This is a genomic window from Trichocoleus desertorum ATA4-8-CV12 (assembly GCA_019358975.1).
Classification (GTDB): Bacteria; Cyanobacteriota; Cyanobacteriia; order FACHB-46; family FACHB-46; genus Trichocoleus; species Trichocoleus desertorum_A.
In genome coordinates this window covers 38,197-58,652 of the sequence record JAHHIL010000007.1, presented here as the reverse complement: position 1 = coordinate 58,652, position 20,456 = coordinate 38,197, and the positions used below count along the sequence as shown (strand labels likewise).

Sequence of the window (20,456 nt, the reverse complement as noted above, 5' to 3'; positions counted from 1 at the left end):
TTCGTCAGACTAATTGAGACTGAAATTAAATTTTTTTGATATGACTCAGCAATTACAAGCCCTCAACACAACTGCCACCACAGAAATGAGTGGCACTGTGCAACAGTTTCTCTGGACTTATCAAGGCCAGCAATTTGCGATCGCCTATGAAACCCTAGGCCAAGGCGCACCTGTGCTACTGCTACCCGCTTTTAGCACCGTTTCTACACGGGCAGAAATGGCAGGACTTGCCCAACGGTTGGCGGCTGAGTTTCAAGTTACGGCGATCGATTGGCTGGGGTTTGGAGAATCCGCTCGCCCCCCAATCAACTACGAACCCGTTGTCTATCACCAGTTGCTGCAAGACTTCGTCCGAACGGTGTTTCAGCAGCCTGTGGCGATTGTGGCAGCAGGCCATGCCGCCGGATACGCGATGAAGTTAGCACAACAATCTGGTGTCTTGTCTCGCGTGGCTCTAGTCGCTCCTACTTGGCGCGGCCCTCTACCGACAATGGGAGTGCAGCCCAAAGGCGCAGGTGTAGTGCGAGACACTGTGCGATCGCCCCTCCTCGGTCAAGCGCTCTACAAACTCAACACCACCCCGTCTTTTCTAGCGTTGATGTATCGTCGTCACGTCTATGCTGACCCCGCCAACGTCACGCCAGAGTTCGTCGATCGCCGCTGGCATAGCACCCAACAACCCGGTGCCCGCTTTGCCCCTGCCGCCTTTGTCACCGGAGCCTTAGACCCCGTCCGCGATCGCGCTGATTTCTTAACTTGGTTCCAACCTTTACCCACCCCAATCATGGTCGTGATCGGCGAACAAGCCCCACCCAAATCTAAAGCCGAGATGGAAGCGATCGCAGTCTTACCGGGTGTGGAGTCGAGACAAATTCCGGGGTCTTTGGGTCTGCATGAGGAATATCCCGCAGCCGTTGCCGAGGTAGTTTTGCCCTTTTTGCGATCGGCACTGTGACGTTTGGAGTTTAATTTGTGGCACTTCGAGACCTGAAGGCGAGGTTTGGTGTCTGAACCTAGCACTTGAGGTTTTGTAGCTGAAGTTTTGGGTTTAGGGGTTGAAGTGTGAGAGTTGGAGGGCGATCGCTCTCACAGCTTTTAGAAGTTTCGGATGATAGTCTCTCTACAGCCAACTTTAGGAGAGTCCTTATGTTTGAAAAAAAGAAGCCACAGTCGGATCAGCTCCCACAATCACAGTCGATTGATGGCGCGAATGTGGTGGGGAGTCAGATACAGATGACCCAGGCAGGACGGGATGCCACAGCGAATCAGGTAGGCAATCTAGCAGCACAACAGCAAGGACTAGGACTAACTGGGGCAGATATTGTCAAGCTGTTGGAAGAGTTGGAGACAGAAGTAAAGGCAGCTCAGTTACCTGCGGATCAAGAGGAAGAGGCATTAGACTATCTCAAATCGGCGAAGCGAGAAGCAAAGCAGGAAGACGCCGATAAAGATGTAGTGGCGAAGAATCTCAAGCGGATGGGAGATGCGATCGAAACAGCAGACAAAGCCACGAAGCTATGGGACAAGACACAAGCAGTCTTTAAAGAAATTGCTCCTTGGCTAGGTGCTGCGACAAAATTCCTGGGTTTATAGCTAGTTTGGATTACTTTAAAGACAACTAAATTCTGCTGACTTAGCGTCTCTAACCATAAATCAGCAGTTAAGCATTGGATAATCTGCTGCTGTCAGCCTCAAAAACTTCATGGCCTCTCCCGATCCATTTCAAAAGCAATCGATCGCTAACAGCAGTTTTACCGATAGCGACACCCAACAATCTCAGGCAGGGCGGGACGCTTTAAGTTTTCAAAATTCCAGTAGCAACCAAGCAACCATCAATAATACGGTGGTGAATTTGTTTGGATCTAGAGAAGCTGTGTCGTCTGCGCCACGGGTTGATTGGGAATGGGCAGCCCAGATTCTTCAACAGCAACGGGTAGAGGTGCGGAAGCGGTTAAAGGATACCCTGGCACAGCAGCAAGCCAGGATGGAAGTTGGCTTGGAGGAGCAACCCCAGCAGGTGAATCGATCGCCCTTAGCAGCCATGAGGACGTTAAGTATTGAAGGGCAAGCATCTCAGACTCTAAAAATAGAGCAATTGCTGATCGAGGTCTTTGGTCGAGAAGATATCGAAGGCAAGCTGCTGATTTTGGGAACGCCAGGGGCAGGCAAGACTACAGCACTGTTGGGGTTGACTGAACAACTCTTGAACGGAGCGATCGCCAACCCTCGCACCATCATTCCCGTAATTTTTGAGCTTTCTACGTGGAGGAATGATAACCAGAGCATTCGCGATTGGTTAGTTGAGCAGCTTTACGACAACTTTGGCGGCGATTGCAAGCTGAAGTGCTATGAGCAATGGCTAGACAAACGAGTGTTATTGCCGTTAATAGATGGGCTGGATGAGTTGGGTCTAGCTCGGCAGAAAAAATGTACGGTCAAGCTGGATGAATTTGCTCAACATTATCCGCAGCTTGTAGTTTGTTGTCGGGTGAAGGAATTTAAGACTGCTGAGGTGCGGTTAGGTAATTTGCGAGGCGCACTCTGTTTGCAGCCATTAAGTGATGAGCAAATTCAGACTTATCTACAAGCAGTCAATCGCGTTGAGTTGTGGCAGCAAATTCAGGCAACGCCAGAGATGCAGCAGATGATATTGCCAACCTCTGAAGGAGCGCTAGGGTTGTTACGAGTGCCTTTATTTGTGGCAATGGCAGCAACAGTTTATAACCAGCAACCATTTCGCACGAAAGCCGAACTGCTGGAAAAGTACGTTGAAGAGCAGTTAAGCTACGACAAGCGGCAGAGAGATCGCCGCAAAGAAAATCGTCAGAGTACATGGGCTTTTGCCACGGTGGCAAAAGAGCCTAAATATTTACAAACACGAACCTATCTTGGCTGGTTGGCTGGTCAACTACAAAGGCAAAACCAAGTAGAGTTGTTGATTGAGCAAATGCAACCAAGCTGGCTTAACATACCAAAGCATAAACGCTCCTATTGGCTGGCTATTGGGCTGATTCGTGCGCTAGTTGTTGGGCTAATTGCTGGGCTGATGTTTGGGCTGATTCGCGAGCCAATTTTTGGACTAGTTTCTGGGCTAGTTATTGGGCTAAGTTTTGGAATCACCGTTGGGTTAATTTCTGATCTAATTGTTGGACTGGATGATATTACACCGACTGAATCTTTTCAAATTTCACTGTTGAGGACAGCGAGACGAGAAATTTTGAAAGAATTCAAGATTGGGCTGATTGCTGGGCTAGTTATTGGGCTAACTTTGGGACTGATGTTTGGGTTAGTTGGTGGACTAATGTTTGGGTTAGTTTTTGGGCTGATTGCTGGGCTTGTTTTTGGATTGATTGTTGGGTTAGTTGGTGGACTGATTTTTCGGCTGAAAGTTGAATTGAAAGTACGAGCGCAGCCAAATCAGGGCATTCGCAACTCTTTTTACAGCATGTGCTTTGTCTCACTCTTCGGCTATCCGTTGGGGGTAATACTTGCCGCAGTAGGGCCATTATCAGGTTCAATGGCTCGTGCAATCCGCGAAGGTAAATCTCTAGAGGCTATTTTAGGGATTGTTTCTCAAACTATTTCGGTTTCACTGATCCCTGGCATTTTTGGGGCGCTACTTTTGGGATTGTTGGCTGGCGGTGGTGTTGAATGTATTCAGCACCTTTGTCTTCGCTTCGTTCTTACCCGTGCTCACGCTACCCCCTGGAACTACGCCCGCTTCCTCAACTACTGCACAGAGCGTCGTCTGCTTCAGCGCATTGGGGGTCGTTATCGCTTCATCCACCGTGAACTCCTCGACCACTTTGCAGGCACCCCTCCCCAACCCCTCCCCGACGCGGAGAGAGGCTTTTAATTGTATTGCTCCCCTTCCCTAGTAGGGAAGGGGCTGGGGGTTAGGTCTTAACGCGACAACGCATGAATATCAATTGACAACGTTAGCTCCCGCCATGCCACTGGAATCGTAATCGTCTCCAACTTAAAACCGTGCTCCGTTGCCAGCTCAATAAACTTCTTAGCGATCGTGCGTTGCGGATCACTGATGTAGGCAGTACCACCGAGAGCTAGCAGTTGCGCGATCGCCTGCAAAATCGGCAAATGATTCCGCTCCTCATACAACACATCTGCCGCCAAAATGTAGTCGAACTGTTGCGTCAGAGTAATCTCTCGCCAATCCAGCAGTTGAGTTTTGATAGTGACTTGATTCGCCGAAGCATTAAGTTGGGCAAAGTCTAGCGCTTCGACAAAGTAATCTGTAGTGAGCATCTGTGCCCCCGCGATCGCCCCTGCCACACTCACCACTCCCACTCCAGACCCCAACTCCAAACAACGAGCTTGCCGAAACCGAGCGTGAGTCAAGACAAACTCAGCCAAAGCGATCGAAGCAGGCCAAATTTCGGCCCAGTAGGGCATCCGCTCATCTTTCTGGAAGTCGTCGGGGTCAATTTTGTCTAGCAGTTCGTAGTTATTGGCGACGTTAAAGATGGTCAGTTTTTGACCCGCGATCGCGTAGGTGGTTTCAGCTAACTGGTACTCACTGGCTAGCTGATTTTGGAGAGTTTGATTCATGACTAAGTGTGACTGCAACGGATAGCAGAGCGGTTAAGCTAGCTTGCAAAGCATTTTGATTTTGAGCCTCTAGTTATGGTACAAGCTGCCGACAATCTAATTGCTCGCCGCACCTTTGATGCACAAACACTCGTCACAGAATTTCCTCCTCGTTTTTACGATCCCAATAAACAGCTGGTCTACGACATAGCTTGTCCCGCAGGAGCTGTGCATCAAGGTAAAATTGTCTTCTCTCGCTGGCGCAAAATTAGCCTGCCCGAAACCCTAGATCCCACCCAACACCAAACCGCCTACGAACCAAGAGCAGACTATTTTGGTTATGAACCCTTACCGCCAGGCAGTTCTGTGGTGGAGTGGTATCTCAACTTCGCTCATTACGACTTATTTTGTGCCTACGATGGGCCTTTGTTTGCTCAAGATGAAATGCAAGTCGCAGAGCATCCAGCTTTGGGTTCACTTCGAGAAGCCTTGTTAGCTTCCGACCTACAACCCCTCACCGTCGAGAATGGCGAACCCACACCTGCACTGATCATGGGAGTCGAACGACGTTGTGCGATCGCCACAGATCCCAACCCAGAGCGCGATCGTCCCTACGGTCTTTATGGCAACAACTTTGCTATGGCCAGCACAACCGCTATTGAACAAGCCACCACAGTCCTGAATCCACCCACCATCAGCAACATCCTGGCAATGGAAGCACCTGCGGGCGGCTATGGCAGCTACAAACTCAAGGAGATTGAATACATTCTTAGTACAGCCTTTACAGGATTTACCGCAGCCCGCATCGAATCAAGCTTAAACGTAGACCGCACCCACCAAGTCGTAATTCATACTGGATTTTGGGGCTGTGGAGCCTACGGCGGCAATCGTGTCCTCATGGCTTTGCTACAGATATTAGCCGCGCATTTAGCCCGAATTGATCGATTGGTTTTTCACACCGCCAACTCCAGCGGCACAGAAGACTTCACCAAAGCCGTAGAAATCATGCAGCAGTTGATCCCAGAAGAAAGCCCAGTCAAAGTCTCAGACTTGCTACAAAGCATTGAAGCGATGAAATTTCAGTGGGGTATCAGTGACGGCAACTAGAGCTTTGGTAATAAAGCGATCGCTAACTTGCCCTAATTTCCCTGATTTTCTCCTCAAACACCTGTAGAGTCGATTGGTTTATTTTGAGGAAATAAAAATGGGCTGGTTAGATCGAATCTTTGGTCAAGAAAAAGCAGATGCCGCACCCGCAGCACCGACCGCAACTCCATCTACCCCTACCGCAGCAACCACACAGGCAGCTACCTCCGCCCCCGCCACCATTCCACCTGAACGAGTTGGACTGAACGGCGAATATGACCAAAGCGGTTTAGCCAAGCGCGTCGCCCAAGCCTTCGATCGTGACCCCAACGTCGGCGACATCGAAACCCTCTGGGTCGCTCAAACAGGCAGCACCGTCGTTCTCAAAGGCAAAGCCCCCAACGAACAAGAACTCCAAACAATGGTCGCGATCGCCCGTGGCATCAACGGAGCTACAGAGGTAGACACCAGCCAAGTCACCATCGGCGAATAAGTCGCTTGGGTTGGGACGCTAGAGGCTGATTGGAGGCTATAGGGTTAAGGGTTAGAATTCGCTAAGCTACAAGCCTTGGAGCGCTTGATGCAAGAGATCGCGATGCATTAACGCGCGATCGACCAAGGACTGAATTTGATTCGCTGAAAGCGGCTCACCATTGGCATAGCACTCTATCCAAGCTTGGCTAATGGCATGGGCATCATCAGGCATCACTGGATGCGGCGAACCACCGACCAAATCCCAACCCGGAATCTCTAGCTCACTCATCAGTTGGCTCACTTTAGGGTCGTAGCTGAGGGCAAAACAGCGGCATCCCTCGGCTGCGGCCATAATTAGACCGTGGTAGCGCATCGCGATCGCCATCTCTACGCCCCGAAACACCCCTTTGAGTTGTTGCGGATCGCTCAAACTGAGAATTTTGCTAGGTCCAGGCAGTTGAGGTTGAATGGCTTCGGCGATCGCCAAGTCCTGAGCAGGTTGAAACGGCACCAGCAAAATGCAAGTTTGGGTTGCTTTTTGGAAATCGATCAGAGCCTGAGTAAAGGTAGCTAGGCGTTCGGGGGTGAGGGAGGAGTGCGATCGCAGAGCAACCGCCACGCGTGGTGCTGGCAAATCCCACAGCCCTTCGACGAGTTTTGCTTCCAAGGCCCAAACAGGGTCAGGCGCGAGTAGAAATGGCACTTGCCACTCAGATAAAAGGGCAGCAGAACCTTGATCTCGCACGCTCACCGCATCACAGTTGGTAAAAGCTTGACGAGCCAACCACCGGGTAAAACTACGATTTAAGGGGCCAACTCCCTGCGCCCAAGCAATCGTTTTGAGGCCAAATCGTTGCGCTAAGCCCATCAAGCCCCCGTAATAAACTGGGCTAGCGGCACTGGTCACATCTTGCATTAGGCTACCGCCACCCCAAATCAGGACATTGGCTTGTTTGAGGGCAGGAACTAAGACTTGAGGGGTTTTGCGATCGCAGGCTTCCACGCCATAAGCAGCTTGAGTTTGGGCTGAGTCACCCGACAGCACGATTGGGGTGACATGGTTAGGGAGCATTTGCAGCAGCGAGGCCAGCAGGGCTTCGTCTCCCCCGTTGCCTTTGCCATAATAGCCACACAAGACCGCCCGAACTGATTCCATCCTCTGACTCCCGTACTGTCAACCTTACAATACCGGAGTTCTGGAAGCGGTAGCATAAAAAGTTAGTGACACGGTTTTGTGTCGGCAGCAATTTGGGTGAGGCGTAACATGCACGCACTTTCAATTCCTACTTGGATTATTCATATTTCTAGTGTGCTGGAGTGGATGGCGGCGATTTGGCTAATCTGGACGTATGCTGAGGTGAGCCAAAATCGGGCTTGGCGATCGCTTTCGTTGGGAATGTTGCCTGCTTTGGTGAGTGCAATGTGTGCTTGTACTTGGCACTTTTTTGATAATCCTGCTTCTTTGGAGTGGTTGGTGACATTTCAGGCGGCGATGACGGTGGTGGGGAATTTTACGTTGTTGTTTGCGGGTTGGTGGATTTGGCGGGCCAGCCGTAAGGGTGATGTGGTGCCACCTTTGGACTCAAAATAATGTTGTGGGTTGTTTTTACTCTAAAATCCGAGCCTTGAGGGCACTCGCCCCCAAACCCCGCTGAGGGACGGTTGCGTCCCCCAGACCCCCTCCAGACGGGTCTAGCTGTGAGTATTTCGATATCCAGCCAAATTCCTAAAGCCCAACTTTTAACTCTTCTTTCATCCTTCCTCCCTCATCCTTCCTCCTTTTTCTTTCCTCCCTCATCCTTCCTCCTTCATCCCTTCCCCTCATGTCCAAAGAATCTCTCTTCGCTATCTCGCTGTTTCCCTACTTGGGTTTTCTCTGGTTTCTGACTCGGTCTGGGCAGACGCCTCGCTTAGCTTTGATTGGGTTTTATTTGACGTTGCTGTTTGTGGCGGTGACGATTCCGGCGGGTATTTATGCCAAGGTGGCTTATGGGGCGAATTTGGCGGATATTGATTGGCTACATGGGGGGGCGGAGTTGTTCTTGACTCTGTCGAATATTTTTGTGGTGGTGGGGTTTCGGCAGGCGGTGGTGGAGAAGCAGCGATCGCTGCCCTAAGTGCTCTCTTTGCCGTGGCACCAGGATTCTCGGCTATAGTTGGGAAAGCAATTGGCAAGTTGCGAGAAGTGAACACGCCACCAGTCAAAACGCCACAACTAGAAACATTGGAGTTAACTCGGCTTTGCAGATAACGTTTTTAGGAACTAGCTCTGGAGTCCCCACGCGATCGCGCAATGTTTCGAGCGTGGCCCTTCGTTTACCGCAGCGGGCGGAGGTTTGGCTGTTTGATTGTGGGGAAGGGACTCAACATCAATTTCTCCGTAGTGACCTCAAGGTCAGTCAGTTGAGCCGCATTTTTATCACCCACATGCACGGAGATCACATCTTTGGCTTGATGGGTTTACTGGCTAGCTGTGGTTTGGCGGGAAGCCCGACTCGAATTGATATTTACGGCCCCCCAGGACTGGATGAATATCTGCGGGCCAGCGGTCGTTATTCACAGACGCACTTTTCTTATCCGATCAAGGTGCATACGGTGCAGCCGGGCGTGATCTATGAAGACGATGAGTTTGTGGTTAGTTGTGGCCCGCTAAAGCATCGGGTGACGAGTTTTGGCTATCGGGTGGTAGAGAAGGATCGGGTTGGGCGCTTCGATGTAGAGAAGGCAAAGGCTCTAGGAATTCCTTCGGGGCCGCTCTATGGCAAGCTGAAGCGGGGCGAGATGGTGACGCTACCTGATGGCCGCAAGATTAATGGAGCCGAACTCTGTGGCCCCACGGAAGCGGGTCGAAAGATCGCTTACTGCACAGACACAATTTTTTGCGAGGAGGCGGTGGAGCTAGCCCAAGAAGCGGATGTGGTGATCCATGAGGCCACATTTGCTCACCAGGATGCGGAGTTGGCTTATCAACGCTTACATTCCACTTCGACGATGGCGGCTCAGGTGGCGCTGGCAGCTCAGGCTAAGCAGTTGATCATGACGCATTTTAGTCCCCGTTACGCTCCGGGTAATGCAATTCAACTGAGCGATTTGCAAGCGGAAGCGCGGGCTATTTTTCCTAATACAGAAATGGCCTACGATTTCTTTACCTATGAAGTCCCCCGACGGCAAGCTACAGAGCTAGTTTCAACTTCGTAGCTAGCCCCTCTCCACGTAGAAGAGGGACTTTGAATTCTAGCTCCCCTTCCCTTGAAGGGAAGGGGCTGGGGGTTAGGTCCAATGCCTAACTGGCTCTCGACTCGTTTTCTTCAGCGATCGCCTGATGTCGCTGGCTTTTCATTAAGCGATCGCGAATTTCGATTAACCGAGATTGGCTACTGATGGGGGCGCGGGGCATGGGCACTTCCAGGTTGGGCCAGCTCGGTAGGTCGATGCAGGGACATTCTAAATCAGGGGTGCCGATGGTAGGCATGGGCACTGGCATAGAGCAACGGGCACAACCCATAACCTCCCAACTTGGGGAAAGCAATTCGGCGATGGTTTGGTGGGTGCCATCTAGATAGCAGTCTCCTGATTCGGGAGCGCGGACGAGTTGCCAGCAATCCTCAAATTCTTGGCTGTAGCGATCGCCTTGAATGACAGGTTGTGGCAGTAAAGCAGTTTGACCGTGATCAATGACCACTGGCTTACCTAACTGAAACCAGTAAGCCAGATACTGTCTAACTTGATGTTCCGATGCCATAAGTGTAACCAGCCCTTGGTTTTACCAAGTCATGAGAGGGTTAATACTGCTTAACGAATTAATTCAATTTGCTTAAATTTATGGCACATATTTTAACATTTAGGCTTCTCGCTTAAGGTTGAGCTTGAAGTCTTGAAAGTCTCTCAGAGTGAGGATTAATCCTATGCTATCGCTTCTGCGCTTGATTGTAATTCTCGCAACTTAGCTTCAGCCTAAAGTAACTAATATCTTTAGAATTAATTACGATTTGTCTCCAGTTCCTACTCCAGTTCCTAGGGCTTCGCTTGAGTGTCTCCCTCTAGTGCTCTTTCTTGCCCCCCTCTAATGCTTTAGATAGCGGAGTACCCAAATCGGTCAAGTTGAGTACGTAACCACCTGTCACGAGATAAACAGCCCCCGCGATCGCGCTAATATGCCGTACTAGAGTTCCGAGGCGATCGCGAAAAGCCCGTCCGATCGGGTAAGCAGGCACCACACCCCAACCCGTTTCTTCGGCCACGAAAATGATTTGACTTTGGGTTTGTTGCAAGCTGTGCAGCAAAGTTTGTTGGGTTTGCACCCAAGCTGTCTCATCTTGCTCTAGGAAGTTGGCAAGCCAAGTGCCGAGGGAGTCTACTAGCAAGCATACGTTGGGTGGTGCCTGCTGAATCACTCTGGCTAGGTCGAAGGGTTCTTGAATCGTTTGCCACGTTTCTGGACGGCGATCGCGATGGCGTTCAATCCGGGCTTGCCATTCTAGGTCGCTGGGATTCGTTTGGGCGGTAGCGACATAAATCACGGCTTTGCCTGACTGCATAGCCAGGGCTTCTGCCCATTCACTTTTACCAGAGCGAGCAGGCCCAGTCACCAAGCACAAGGAATGAGGCGGATGGGATGGCAAGCTCATCGACAAGCCTCGGAACAGATGGGCAAGTGGGTCATACGGAGATTTTTAGGCGTGTTTTAGAATTGCTCAAACTCAGATTACTCAAACTCAGAGAAAATTTTAAGCTTCTGCGATCGCCAACAGTTACAATGCCGTCAAGGTTAATGTCAGTTGAATCGTTTAAATCGCTCAAATCGCTTGCCGAGCCAAAAAGTTACGATAAACTCAACTCCTAAGCAGAGAAATTTCGGCAGAGAATTGAGTGTTATGCATTAGGGCGGATTTCTAGGAGTAATGTAACGAAATTATGAAACCAGACCTACAACGAATTGAAGCGACCCTTCATCAGTTAAAAAGCCCCGCTGCTGCATCGGGTCAACCTGCCTCTTCTGGAAATCGTGCCTTTTCGTTTACGGTTGGCTCCAAGCCTCACCATGATGCTTCAGGTCAGACAGCGATCGCGGTGCAACCTTTTCCCGCTGACCACCAAAAGACTCCCAGCTTGCCTAGGCTCAAGGTTCCTAACTTCACCAGTCATCGCCATTCTGCCAATCCCGCTCTGGCCTTGAACTTGCTAAAGGAAATTGAAGGGATTGCTTCCGGTTGGCATACGGCGCTAAATCAAGTGGTGCAACAAATTCAAGAGCTTTACCTCGAAGGGCCAATTGTGGACGGTTGGCTGGAGTCTCACCCCCGCAAACCGAGCGCAGAATCTGAGGAAGCCGCAGGAGTACAACCCGCAGAGGTAGACTCGCTGATGAGCTATGTGGCAGAACTTTGCGACCTACCGCAAGCTAACGTGACTTGTGAATCTCCTCAACCCGGTTATCAACTCTGTGGTCTGGATGCAGATGGCAAAGTTTGGGCCAAGCCTTGCCCGCCAGAGCAAGTTGCCAGTGTTGGTTTAGCGATCGCCCGTCACCAACGCCTCCGCCAACTCTTAGCTCGTAAGCGGCAACTAGAAGCCCGTCTGGGTCGCCTCGCCAAAACGCTAATTGTGCTTCACAGTCACTTACAAGAACAATAAGTGCTGACTAGTCAAGGCTTTGGCTCTATTTTCATGCCTACTTTGCTTCAGTTAACTCGTCAGAGCTTTGCTCTAGTTCAAATATCTTCATCAAAAATTGACTCAGTAATTGTGGGTTTATGAGGTAAATAGAAATAGCTGAGACAGCCACTTTGTAGCTGAGTTGTCACTGAATCAAGTGCATCGCTCAGTATGAGTAAGTGTTTAGAGCTGACTTGCAGGAGCTTGACTATATGCCTGATCCGCAGATTTCTGCCGTAATTTGTACTCACAACCGGGAACAATATTTAGGCGCAGCAATTGATAGCCTGCTGGAGCAGGATTTTCCCAACTTTGAAGTAATTGTGGTAGACAACGCCTCTACCGATCGCACCCGTGAGATTATCGAGGCGCGTTTATCCGATCCGCGATTGCAATACATTTATGAGTCAGTTCCAGGTCTCTCAGTGGCTCGCAACACGGGCGCGAAGGTGGCTAAGAGCGACCTCATTGCCTATTTAGACGATGATGCAGAAGCGAGTCCGGGATGGTTGAGTGCGCTTTATCGAGCTTACCAAAGCAATGAAAAACTCGCGATCGCAGGAGGCAAGGTAACGCTGCTCTGGCCCCCTAATGTCACGGCTCCCCGTTGGTTATCTCCAGGGTTGGCGGCAAATCTGGGCGACTACGACTTGGGCGATGCGATCGTAGAAATCCAAAATCCTAATCTGACCCCGCGCGGCCTCAATTATTCAGTGCGTCGGTCCTTCTTAGATCAAATTGGCGGTTTTGATGTCAATTTGGGGCGAGTGGGCAAAAACCTACTCTCCAACGAGGAACTCTACCTCACCGAGCAAGCCTTAAAGCGGGGCTGGCAGGTTGCTTACATTCCCGATGCGTTGGTGGCTCACAATGTCTCTTTGGAGCGCACCAAACCCGCTTGGTTCCTGAATCGAGGCTGGTGGCAAGGTATTAGTGAGCATTACCGCGAAAAAATTGCAGGCCGTACGGGTGCAGGTCAACTGAGACGGGGAGGAGAACGCCTAGTGAGAGGATTGTACAAATCCGTTAAATATTTCGCTGACCCAGCCCAGCGCTTTGATAACTTTGTCTACGCCTACTGCCAAATTGGTTATCTACAAGCCGTGATTCAAGGCATGCTAGCAGCTTCAGATCCCAAGCAACCTGAACTCAGTACTTCAGGCACTAAGCAACCTGACTAGTCAACAAAATTCTAGAAGTTAAGTAGGTACTTCAGCGTGGCACAAGCCAAACCCACAATTTTGGTCACAGGTGGAGCAGGGTATATCGGCTCCCATGCGGTCTTAGCACTGCAACAAGCGGGTTATGGAGTCGTGGTGTTAGACAACTTAGTCTACGGACACCGAGACTTAGTAGAGCAAGTGCTGAAAGCTGAACTGGTGGTGGGAGATACCAGCGATCGCGCCCTACTAGACCAGGTATTCGCGACTCACAGCATTGCCGCAGTCATGCACTTTGCTGCTTATGCCTACGTGGGCGAATCGGTAACAGATCCCGCCAAGTACTACCAAAACAACGTCATGGGGACGCTAACACTGTTAGAAGCGATGTTAGCTGCGTCCATCAAAAAGTTTGTCTTCTCTTCCACCTGTGCCACCTACGGCGTTCCTAAAACAGTGCCGATTCCGGAGGATCATCCGCAACAGCCGATCAACCCCTATGGGACGAGTAAGCTGATGGTGGAGAGGATATTGACAGATTTCGATGTTGCCTATGACTTCAAGTCTGTCTGTTTTCGCTACTTCAACGCGGCGGGAGCTGATCCAGGTGGCTTACTGGGAGAAGACCACAACCCGGAAACCCACCTGCTGCCTTTGGTCCTCATGACCGCGCTGGGTCAACGAGAGTCTGTGTCAATTTTTGGCACCGATTATCCAACACCAGATGGCACCTGCATCCGCGACTATATCCATGTCTCTGACTTGGCTACCGCCCATCTTTTGGGGTTAGAGTATCTGCTGCAAGGTGGTAATAGTGAAGTGTTTAATTTGGGGAACGGGAATGGTTTTTCGGTGCGGCAGGCGATTGAAGTTGCTCAACAGGTTATAGGAAAATCCATTGCAGCCATTGAGCGCGATCGCCGACCGGGTGATCCCCCTAGCTTAATTGGCAGTAGCGACAAAGCTCGATCCCAACTCAATTGGCAACCCCAATACTCCAGCCTGCATGATATTCTGTCTCACGCTTGGCAGTGGCACCAAAAGCGCCACCCATAGACCGCGATCGCTCTAGTCCTGTTCGTTCTGATCTTGTCTCCTCTGGTTCCGTTCACCCTTCGTTCACTTTGGGCATTGTTACCATGACCTCCACGCTCTCTAAGATTCCAGTCTCCGTTCTGATTCCCGCTAAAAACGAAGAAGAAAATCTTCCAGCTTGTCTGGCTAGTGTTGCAAGAGCCGACGAAGTGTTTGTGGTCGATTCTCAAAGTAGCGATCGCTCCATAGAAATTTCTGAAAGCCAAGGCGCAAATGTGATGCAATTCCACTTCAATGGTCGCTGGCCCAAAAAGAAAAACTGGTCGCTGGAAAATCTACCCTTCCGCAACGAGTGGGTACTAATCGTCGATTGTGACGAGCGGATTACGCCAGAATTGTGGGATGAAATTGCAGCTGTGATTCAGCAACCCGACTGCAACGGCTACTACCTCAATCGCCGAGTGTTTTTCTTGGGCAAATGGATTCGTCACGGTGGCAAATATCCCGATTGGAATCTCAGACTATTCCGCCATGCTAAAGGCCGCTACGAGAACCTCAACACCGAGGAGATCCGCAACACAGGGGACAATGAAGTTCACGAACATGTGGTTTTAGAAGGCAAAGTCGGCTATCTAAAAAACGACATGCTGCACGAGGACTTCCGCGATTTATTCCACTGGTTAGAGCGCCACAACCGCTATTCCAACTGGGAAGCTCGCGTTTACCTCAACTTGCTTACAGGTAACGGTGAGAATGGGACAATTGGCGCTAATTTGTTTGGCGATTCAGTCCAGCGCAAACGCTTCTTGAAAAAGATTTGGGTACAGTTACCCTTTAAGCCACTGTTACGCTTTATTTTGTTCTACATCATCCGTCTAGGCTTTTTGGATGGCAAAGCGGGCTACATCTACGGGCGCTTATTGAGCCAGTATGAGTACCAAATTGGGGTCAAGTTATACGAGTTACGCGATTGTGGTGGCAAGCTCAACACAAGCAGCACGCCCAAATCTGTAAAACCTGCACCTCAACCAGAAGCCTCGCCTACCCAATCTCCTCTATGACTTCTCCCAATCCTGGCCTAGAACCTCAGCTCAATGACGCGATCGCCAAGCCTCTGGCTTTTACTCCGCCTACACCCCTAGAAGCCGAACCATGGATGGATCTGCGACACTACGATCAATCTGGATTCGATCGCGGTCGCCCAGGCTGGTATGTGTTGCTTTGGTGGTTGGTGCAGGCGATCGCCTTTCCCCTTACGCCTCATCCAGCCAATGGGTTACGCCGAACTTTGCTCAAGCTATTTGGGGCAGAGATTGGGTCAGGAGTGGTGATTCGGCCTACTGCTCGGTTTACCTACCCCTGGAAGGTCGCGATCGGAGACTCTAGCTGGATTGGGGATGATGTCGTCTTTTACAGCCTCGAACGGATTCAAGTCGGTCGTCACTGCGTTATTTCTCAAAAAAGCTACCTCTGCACTGGCAGCCACAACTTCCAAGACCCCGCATTCAGCTTAGTCACTGCCCCCATTACAATTGGCAACGGTGCCTGGGTAGCGACCGATTGCTTCATTGCTCCTGGCGTGCAAGTGGGAGCTAATGCGGTGGTAGGTGCTCGGAGCAGTGTCTTTGGCAGCTTACCGGAGGGGCAAGTTTGCTGGGGTACCCCTTGTCGGCCTCATTATCCCAGACAAATGACCTGTTGATTTTGCAGTTGGGATGGGCTTTGCTCACTCTACAATCATCCCGCAAAACTGAAAATTACTCGTTCATGTTGCGGTAAGTCGCAACTGCTGAAGGAGAAATGCGGTTGAGGTAGCGGAAGATCCAGTACTTGAAAACTGTGTCCAAAATCACGGGGAAAGTCGCAATAAACAGAAAGATAAAATCGTGATTTTCTGGTAGTCCCAAATGTCGAGAAACGCCACCTAGAATAACTTCCCAGCCGTGGGGCGAGTGGAAACCCACGAAAACATCTGTAAACAGAATAATGATAAAGGCTTTGGCACTGTCACTGAGGCCATAAACCACTTCGTCCATAAAGGCCTTGACGATCGCAATTTCTCGCTTACTGGCTGCAATGACACAAGCAAAAGCCACTAAAGATAGGAGATCTGCAAAGACATTTTTAATCGCATTAGCGCTGCGATAGTTATATTCTTCTGCTAGCTCGATCGCTTTCTCTTTAACGCTTAGTTCGATCGCCTCTGCCGTTAAGCTGGGAGCGCTACTAATTAAGTTTTTAAACTTCAATTTTTCCTCAAATCTCTGCAACTCAATAAAAGCTTCTTCTTCTAAGTCGGTATTGAGGAAAATCTCAACGGGCTGATCCGTTCTAAAACGATCCACAATTGGACCGATGAGGAAGTTTTTAGAAACTTGCTGCGTGAGTAAAGGAATTAAAATAATCAATAAAATAAACCGAATTGAGATGATGGTTCTCGCTTTGGTATTGCGAAAATTCTCCACCACTTCTACTTCCGATTGCGGGTCTAGATCTCGTCTCAGCCTGACAAAAGTTCTCAGAATGGAGCGAGGAACAATATTGGGGCCCCCAGAGGCTTTATCTACCTTTGTTGCTGGCGTCGGCACGGTAGAGGAACGCACCCAATCATTGGTATTATTTGGGGCTAAACTATTTGAGCTATCTAGTTTTAATGGAGTAGTAGGTGGAATGGGAACCAATGAATTATTCGGCGGTACTGGTTGAAGGGGAGCCTGCCGTTCTGGGGTATATCGCGCTAAAACTTCATCAATAAATCTCAGCTTTTCTAGAATAATAGCTGCTTTATCTCTCACCTCAAAAACTAACTGTTCAGGAGAATTATTGACTGATTTTAGCCCACTCGTAGTTTGACTAGAAATATCAATAAACAAACTACTGGCCTTAAATTCAGTCAACCTCAGTTTGGCAGTGTTGAGATATTTCCTGAGTTCCGCCTGAAAGTAGGAAGAAACGTTGCTACTATAACCATTGGCTCTCGCAGAAATCCGATCGCCTTGAAAATGCTCATCTTCAATTGCCTTGATCATCAAAGCCGCATCGTAGGCTTGATCGAGCGATCTTTCAGGGGTATTGAACAGCCAACTGCTGGCAGTAAGTACATAGCCTTTCAATTTTGCCAACATAGACATTTTCATAGTGAAAAATTTTCACGCTCTCCTATTTTTGAAATCACTCGATGCACTTTCTAAGCCAAAAACTGAGGATTAAACTCATAGCAAGTTGCTACAACTAATTCGGGCAGCAGTACGGGAAATGAGGCGGGATCTAGATTCGCTATTTTAGCGCTATTGGCTATAACAATCTACAGTAATCTGCTGACATTTAGATTATCCATTCAGAGTAGCGATCGCCAACTTTTCAACTGATTTAGCTTAAACTTAGCGTTCGTAGTATTATAACCAGCTATCCTTCACTTCCCTTTGCTCATCACTCAAGCAGAGCAATTGATCAAGGGATGATCGTTATCGCTCCTGTGACTCCGCAGACAGTATCGTCGCTGAGCCATGAGCTTGCAGCCAAGCTTGCATCTCTTGAACCAGCCATTCTTGTTCTGCGGCAGCTAGACCCCAACCAAAGAGGTGAGTTTTGCCGATCGCTTGCAGCGCAATTCTACCCAAGGAAGCTGTCCGCACTTGTTCAATGTTGCGGATAAATTCATGTTGTCCTCGATAAGTCACTCCTCCAAAACGAGACTCAATCGCCACGCAATGCTGATTTAGGGACAGAGAATGCTGACCTTGTAGTAGTTGCAATACCTGAACCATTTCCTGACCCCAGCCAGAAAAAACTCCCAGACCTGCCAGAAAAAATGCGTGTAAGAACAATAAAAATGGGGTGCAGATGACCAAGGGCATCATGGATTCTGGGAAAACAGCCAGAGGAGTGAGGGGGACGATCGCCAAGACAGCCAGCCATATAGGCAAAGACAGCATCCCCGTAGTGAGTAGAAGTTTGCCACCCAAGCGGGCTGAAGTTGACCAAGCTCCCTGAGGTGCAGGAATTTTGATATGAAGCGTGTCTGGAGACTGATGGACTTGGATCTGGCTATGGGCTGGCTGAGGCGCGATCGCTTGACCATTGGCTTGACCATTGGCTCGACCATCTATGGAGTTAGACTCTACTCCAACGACAGCAGCCACAGGATAGGTTACAGGATGGGCCACAGGATGGGCGATCGCCGCTAGGGCTTGCTCAGCACTAGAAAAGCGTTGCTCCACCGCAGGAGCAATCAAGGTATCAATCCAACCAGCTAAGCGGGGGCTAAGATTGCTGGGGGCATGAGCGTGCCATTGCAGTTGCAGGTGTCGCTGAGGTAAATCGGCAGGGTCGATGCCCGTCAGTAGATGCACCAAAGTCGCGCCCAAGGCGTATAAGTCGGAAGCAGGCACGGTACGGCCCCCAAACTGCTCCATCGGCGTATAGCCATAGGTGCCTACCACCGTAAAGCTACCCCCCGTCGCGATCGCTTGGTTTTGCCCCGCCCCAAAATCCACTACATAAATTTGCTGCTCTGGCGTCAAAATCAAATTACTGGGCTTCAGATCGCGGTGTAGCACTGGAGGGCACAGCCGATGCAAATCTGCCAAGATTTCTAGCACCTCCGTCGCGATTTGCCGTACCTCAGTTTCGCTAAAGCGGTATCCCCGGTCGAGCAACTGCTGCAAAGAAGTACCAGGGATATGATCTTGGACTAGAGCACACCAAGCCACCCCTGCCACGGGCTCCAGCGAAAACTGAGCGTGGCACCGGGGTACCCGTGGATGGTCAAGTTGCTGCAAAATCTGCGCTTCTCGCTCAAATAGCTTCCACTCGTCCCATTGGAGTTGAGGACTAAAGGCCAGCAGCTTAATGACGACTGGTTGGGGTGTCCCAGTTGCTGAAGCCGTTGGCTGAGCGGCGATCTGGCAAGGTGAGTGATCTAGGGCTAACCAAGTTTGGCGAGCAGCATTTTGATGGCTGGTGTTGTGTCCCAGCGGTTGTTGGAGTTGATAGCGCCCCTGGAGAACTTTTCCAACCTGCATTGCGTTGTGCCTGTCTAAGCCACTAATTTGCTTTTGCCAGTGCTGCTGAGTTAGTGCATGGCAGTTTTATTTTAAACGTTGCACCTTTACCAGGGGGGCTAATTGCAGTGATGCTGCCAGAATGAGCTTCGACAATGCGACGAGCGATCGCCAACCCCAAGCCCGTACCACTACCTTGACGAGATGGATCAGCGGTATAAAACTGCTCAAAGATATGAGGTAATGCAGCTTCACTAATTCCAGGGCCTTGGTTACGGATGGTGATGACGGCCTCGCCATTCTGCAAACGTCCCATGACAAACACTTTAGTATCAGGAATTGAGTGCTTGATGGCATTGTCTAGAATGTTGAGAAAAGCTTGTAACAGACGTTCTGGATCTCCTTTGAGTTGCAGGTTTGCCACCTCTATCTCGATGGAAATACCTTTAGAACGCATCCGAGATTCTACCGCCCGCCCCGCTCTATGCAGCAAATCCCGCAGATTAGTCGGCTGCTGTTCTAGGGGAGTGACCCCCGCTTCCAGTCGCCCCAAATCTAGCAAGTCATGGATTAAACGAGAGAGCCGTTTGGTTTCATCTTCCACAGTTTGAATAAAGCGATCGCGCAACTCCGGTTCTTCGCTAGCGCCACTCTTGAGCGCTTCTACCGTCACCAAAACGTTGCTTACAGGGGTTCGCAGCTCATGAGAGACACTGGCGAGAAAGGCCCGTCGCTCTTTATCGAGAGAAGCCAAGCGCTCACTCATCCGATTCAGTTCTGTGGCCAATTGACCCAATTCGTCTGTTTGCTGAATGCTCAGTTTCTCGCCTAAGTGACCACTGCCAATTTGAATCGCAAAGTTACGCATGGCCTGAATTGGACGAGCCATATTCCGGGCCAACCATTCACTGATCAAGGCACAAAGGATCACCGTTAAGGCTAGCGTCCCTAGGACGGTGAGAGCCACATTACGAAACTGCAGCTGAAACTGCTCCAGCGTAATCGACATTCGCAAAATACCCAAGAATTTTCCATTGCGGACGATTGGGACCGTGGAGTATAAGCGATCGTCATTCGACAAGACTCCCTTGGCCATGCCCTGAGTCGGACGCTGCTTTAAAGCTTCCGCAATTCCAGGAACTTCTAGCCAGTTTGCCACTTGTCGATCTTGGGTAGGCGCTGAAGTTGCTAGCAGGCGGCCTTGAGGATCAAAAATTCGTAAGGTGACAGATTCAGCTTGGCCGTATCTCTGCACAGTTACGGCAGCTCGGGGCAAATCATTCTCGCCTAAAGCATCCGCGACACTCTCACTCAGCGCATTTGCCCAAGTATTGATGTCTGCCTGACGACTCCGCATGAAGTAGCCGTGGAATGACCAGAGAATGTAGGCTGCTAAGAATGAGGTGCCCAGAGCTGTCAGCGCTAGATAGGTAACAAATAGTTTGCGATAAATGGAATTCCAGCGCATCCGGGTCGGTAGCCAGTTGAAGGTGCG

20 protein-coding genes are annotated in these 20,456 nt (G+C 50.1%); 13 read left to right on the top strand and 7 right to left on the bottom strand.

Annotated features, from left to right (window positions below; all coding sequences use genetic code 11):
- Positions 1-85: 85 nt before the first annotated feature.
- The 3 genes from KME12_08735 (at position 86) to KME12_08725 (ending at position 3,856) form a co-directional block, all read left to right on the top strand.
- On the top strand, positions 86-955 hold the full coding sequence (locus tag KME12_08735) for an alpha/beta fold hydrolase (protein ID MBW4487862.1): 870 nt from the start codon (positions 86-88) through the stop codon (positions 953-955).
- Positions 956-1,146: 191 nt separating this feature from the next.
- The gene (locus KME12_08730; GenBank protein ID MBW4487861.1) at positions 1,147-1,593 is read left to right on the top strand and encodes a hypothetical protein; all 447 of its coding nucleotides are present in this window, start codon (positions 1,147-1,149) and stop codon (positions 1,591-1,593) included.
- 109 nt (positions 1,594-1,702) lie between these two features.
- On the top strand, positions 1,703-3,856 hold the full coding sequence (locus KME12_08725) for a hypothetical protein (protein MBW4487860.1): 2,154 nt from the start codon (positions 1,703-1,705) through the stop codon (positions 3,854-3,856).
- Positions 3,857-3,903: 47 nt separating this feature from the next.
- Here the strand turns inward: KME12_08725 and KME12_08720 are convergent, their stop codons facing one another.
- Entirely contained in the window at positions 3,904-4,569 is a 666-nt protein-coding gene (locus tag KME12_08720) for a methyltransferase domain-containing protein (GenBank protein MBW4487859.1), read from the bottom strand.
- Positions 4,570-4,644: 75 nt separating this feature from the next.
- Between KME12_08720 and KME12_08715 the strand changes: the two genes are divergently transcribed.
- Complete coding sequence (locus KME12_08715; protein MBW4487858.1) at positions 4,645-5,655, top strand: hypothetical protein; 1,011 nt, start codon at positions 4,645-4,647, stop codon at positions 5,653-5,655.
- Between the two features lie 97 nt (positions 5,656-5,752).
- Positions 5,753-6,127, top strand: coding sequence for a BON domain-containing protein (locus tag KME12_08710; protein MBW4487857.1), 375 nt, complete (start codon positions 5,753-5,755; stop codon positions 6,125-6,127).
- Between the two features lie 66 nt (positions 6,128-6,193).
- On the opposite strand, the gene csaB is transcribed toward KME12_08710, so the two are convergent.
- Entirely contained in the window at positions 6,194-7,264 is a 1,071-nt protein-coding gene (csaB, locus tag KME12_08705) for a polysaccharide pyruvyl transferase CsaB (protein ID MBW4487856.1), read from the bottom strand.
- Positions 7,265-7,372: 108 nt separating this feature from the next.
- Here csaB and KME12_08700 point away from each other — a divergent pair, with 108 nt between their 5' ends.
- The 3 genes from KME12_08700 to KME12_08690 all read left to right on the top strand — a co-directional run bounded on the left by KME12_08700 (position 7,373) and on the right by KME12_08690 (position 9,306).
- A complete protein-coding gene (locus tag KME12_08700) occupies positions 7,373-7,699 on the top strand; it encodes a DUF2499 domain-containing protein (GenBank protein ID MBW4487855.1) in 327 nt (108 codons plus the stop codon).
- A gap of 232 nt (positions 7,700-7,931) precedes the next feature.
- Positions 7,932-8,225 carry a DUF3593 domain-containing protein gene (locus tag KME12_08695; GenBank protein ID MBW4487854.1) on the top strand — a complete coding sequence of 98 codons (294 nt, stop codon included), beginning with the start codon at positions 7,932-7,934 and terminating at the stop codon, positions 8,223-8,225.
- 124 nt (positions 8,226-8,349) lie between these two features.
- Positions 8,350-9,306, top strand: a complete 957-nt coding sequence (locus tag KME12_08690; protein ID MBW4487853.1) for a ribonuclease Z — start codon at positions 8,350-8,352, stop codon at positions 9,304-9,306.
- A gap of 85 nt (positions 9,307-9,391) precedes the next feature.
- Here KME12_08690 and KME12_08685 read toward each other — a convergent pair whose 3' ends face one another.
- Both KME12_08685 and cobU read right to left on the bottom strand, forming a co-directional pair.
- Entirely contained in the window at positions 9,392-9,850 is a 459-nt protein-coding gene (locus tag KME12_08685; protein ID MBW4487852.1) for a hypothetical protein, read from the bottom strand.
- A gap of 298 nt (positions 9,851-10,148) precedes the next feature.
- Positions 10,149-10,736 carry a bifunctional adenosylcobinamide kinase/adenosylcobinamide-phosphate guanylyltransferase gene (cobU, locus tag KME12_08680; GenBank protein MBW4487851.1) on the bottom strand — a complete coding sequence of 196 codons (588 nt, stop codon included), beginning with the start codon at positions 10,734-10,736 and terminating at the stop codon, positions 10,149-10,151.
- Positions 10,737-11,022: 286 nt separating this feature from the next.
- Here cobU and KME12_08675 point away from each other — a divergent pair, with 286 nt between their 5' ends.
- From KME12_08675 to hpsU, 5 genes are all read left to right on the top strand, one after another.
- Positions 11,023-11,742, top strand: coding sequence for a hypothetical protein (locus KME12_08675; protein MBW4487850.1), 720 nt, complete (start codon positions 11,023-11,025; stop codon positions 11,740-11,742).
- A 233-nt stretch (positions 11,743-11,975) separates the two neighbouring features.
- A complete protein-coding gene (locus KME12_08670; GenBank protein MBW4487849.1) occupies positions 11,976-12,944 on the top strand; it encodes a glycosyltransferase family 2 protein in 969 nt (322 codons plus the stop codon).
- Positions 12,945-12,980: 36 nt separating this feature from the next.
- The gene (galE, locus tag KME12_08665) at positions 12,981-13,979 is read left to right on the top strand and encodes a UDP-glucose 4-epimerase GalE (GenBank protein MBW4487848.1); all 999 of its coding nucleotides are present in this window, start codon (positions 12,981-12,983) and stop codon (positions 13,977-13,979) included.
- Between the two features lie 83 nt (positions 13,980-14,062).
- Complete coding sequence (locus KME12_08660) at positions 14,063-15,019, top strand: glycosyltransferase family 2 protein (GenBank protein MBW4487847.1); 957 nt, start codon at positions 14,063-14,065, stop codon at positions 15,017-15,019.
- Entirely contained in the window at positions 15,016-15,660 is a 645-nt protein-coding gene (gene hpsU, locus KME12_08655) for a hormogonium polysaccharide biosynthesis acetyltransferase HpsU (protein ID MBW4487846.1), read from the top strand. The genes KME12_08660 and hpsU overlap by 4 nt, the downstream gene beginning before the upstream one ends.
- A gap of 55 nt (positions 15,661-15,715) precedes the next feature.
- Here hpsU and pxcA read toward each other — a convergent pair whose 3' ends face one another.
- From pxcA to KME12_08640, 3 genes are all read right to left on the bottom strand, one after another.
- Entirely contained in the window at positions 15,716-17,089 is a 1,374-nt protein-coding gene (gene pxcA, locus KME12_08650; GenBank protein MBW4487845.1) for a proton extrusion protein PcxA, read from the bottom strand.
- A 333-nt stretch (positions 17,090-17,422) separates the two neighbouring features.
- Positions 17,423-18,982 carry a serine/threonine protein kinase gene (locus KME12_08645; protein ID MBW4487844.1) on the bottom strand — a complete coding sequence of 520 codons (1,560 nt, stop codon included), beginning with the start codon at positions 18,980-18,982 and terminating at the stop codon, positions 17,423-17,425.
- Positions 18,983-19,004: 22 nt separating this feature from the next.
- Entirely contained in the window at positions 19,005-20,429 is a 1,425-nt protein-coding gene (locus KME12_08640; protein MBW4487843.1) for a HAMP domain-containing protein, read from the bottom strand.
- Positions 20,430-20,456: the final 27 nt, after the last annotated feature.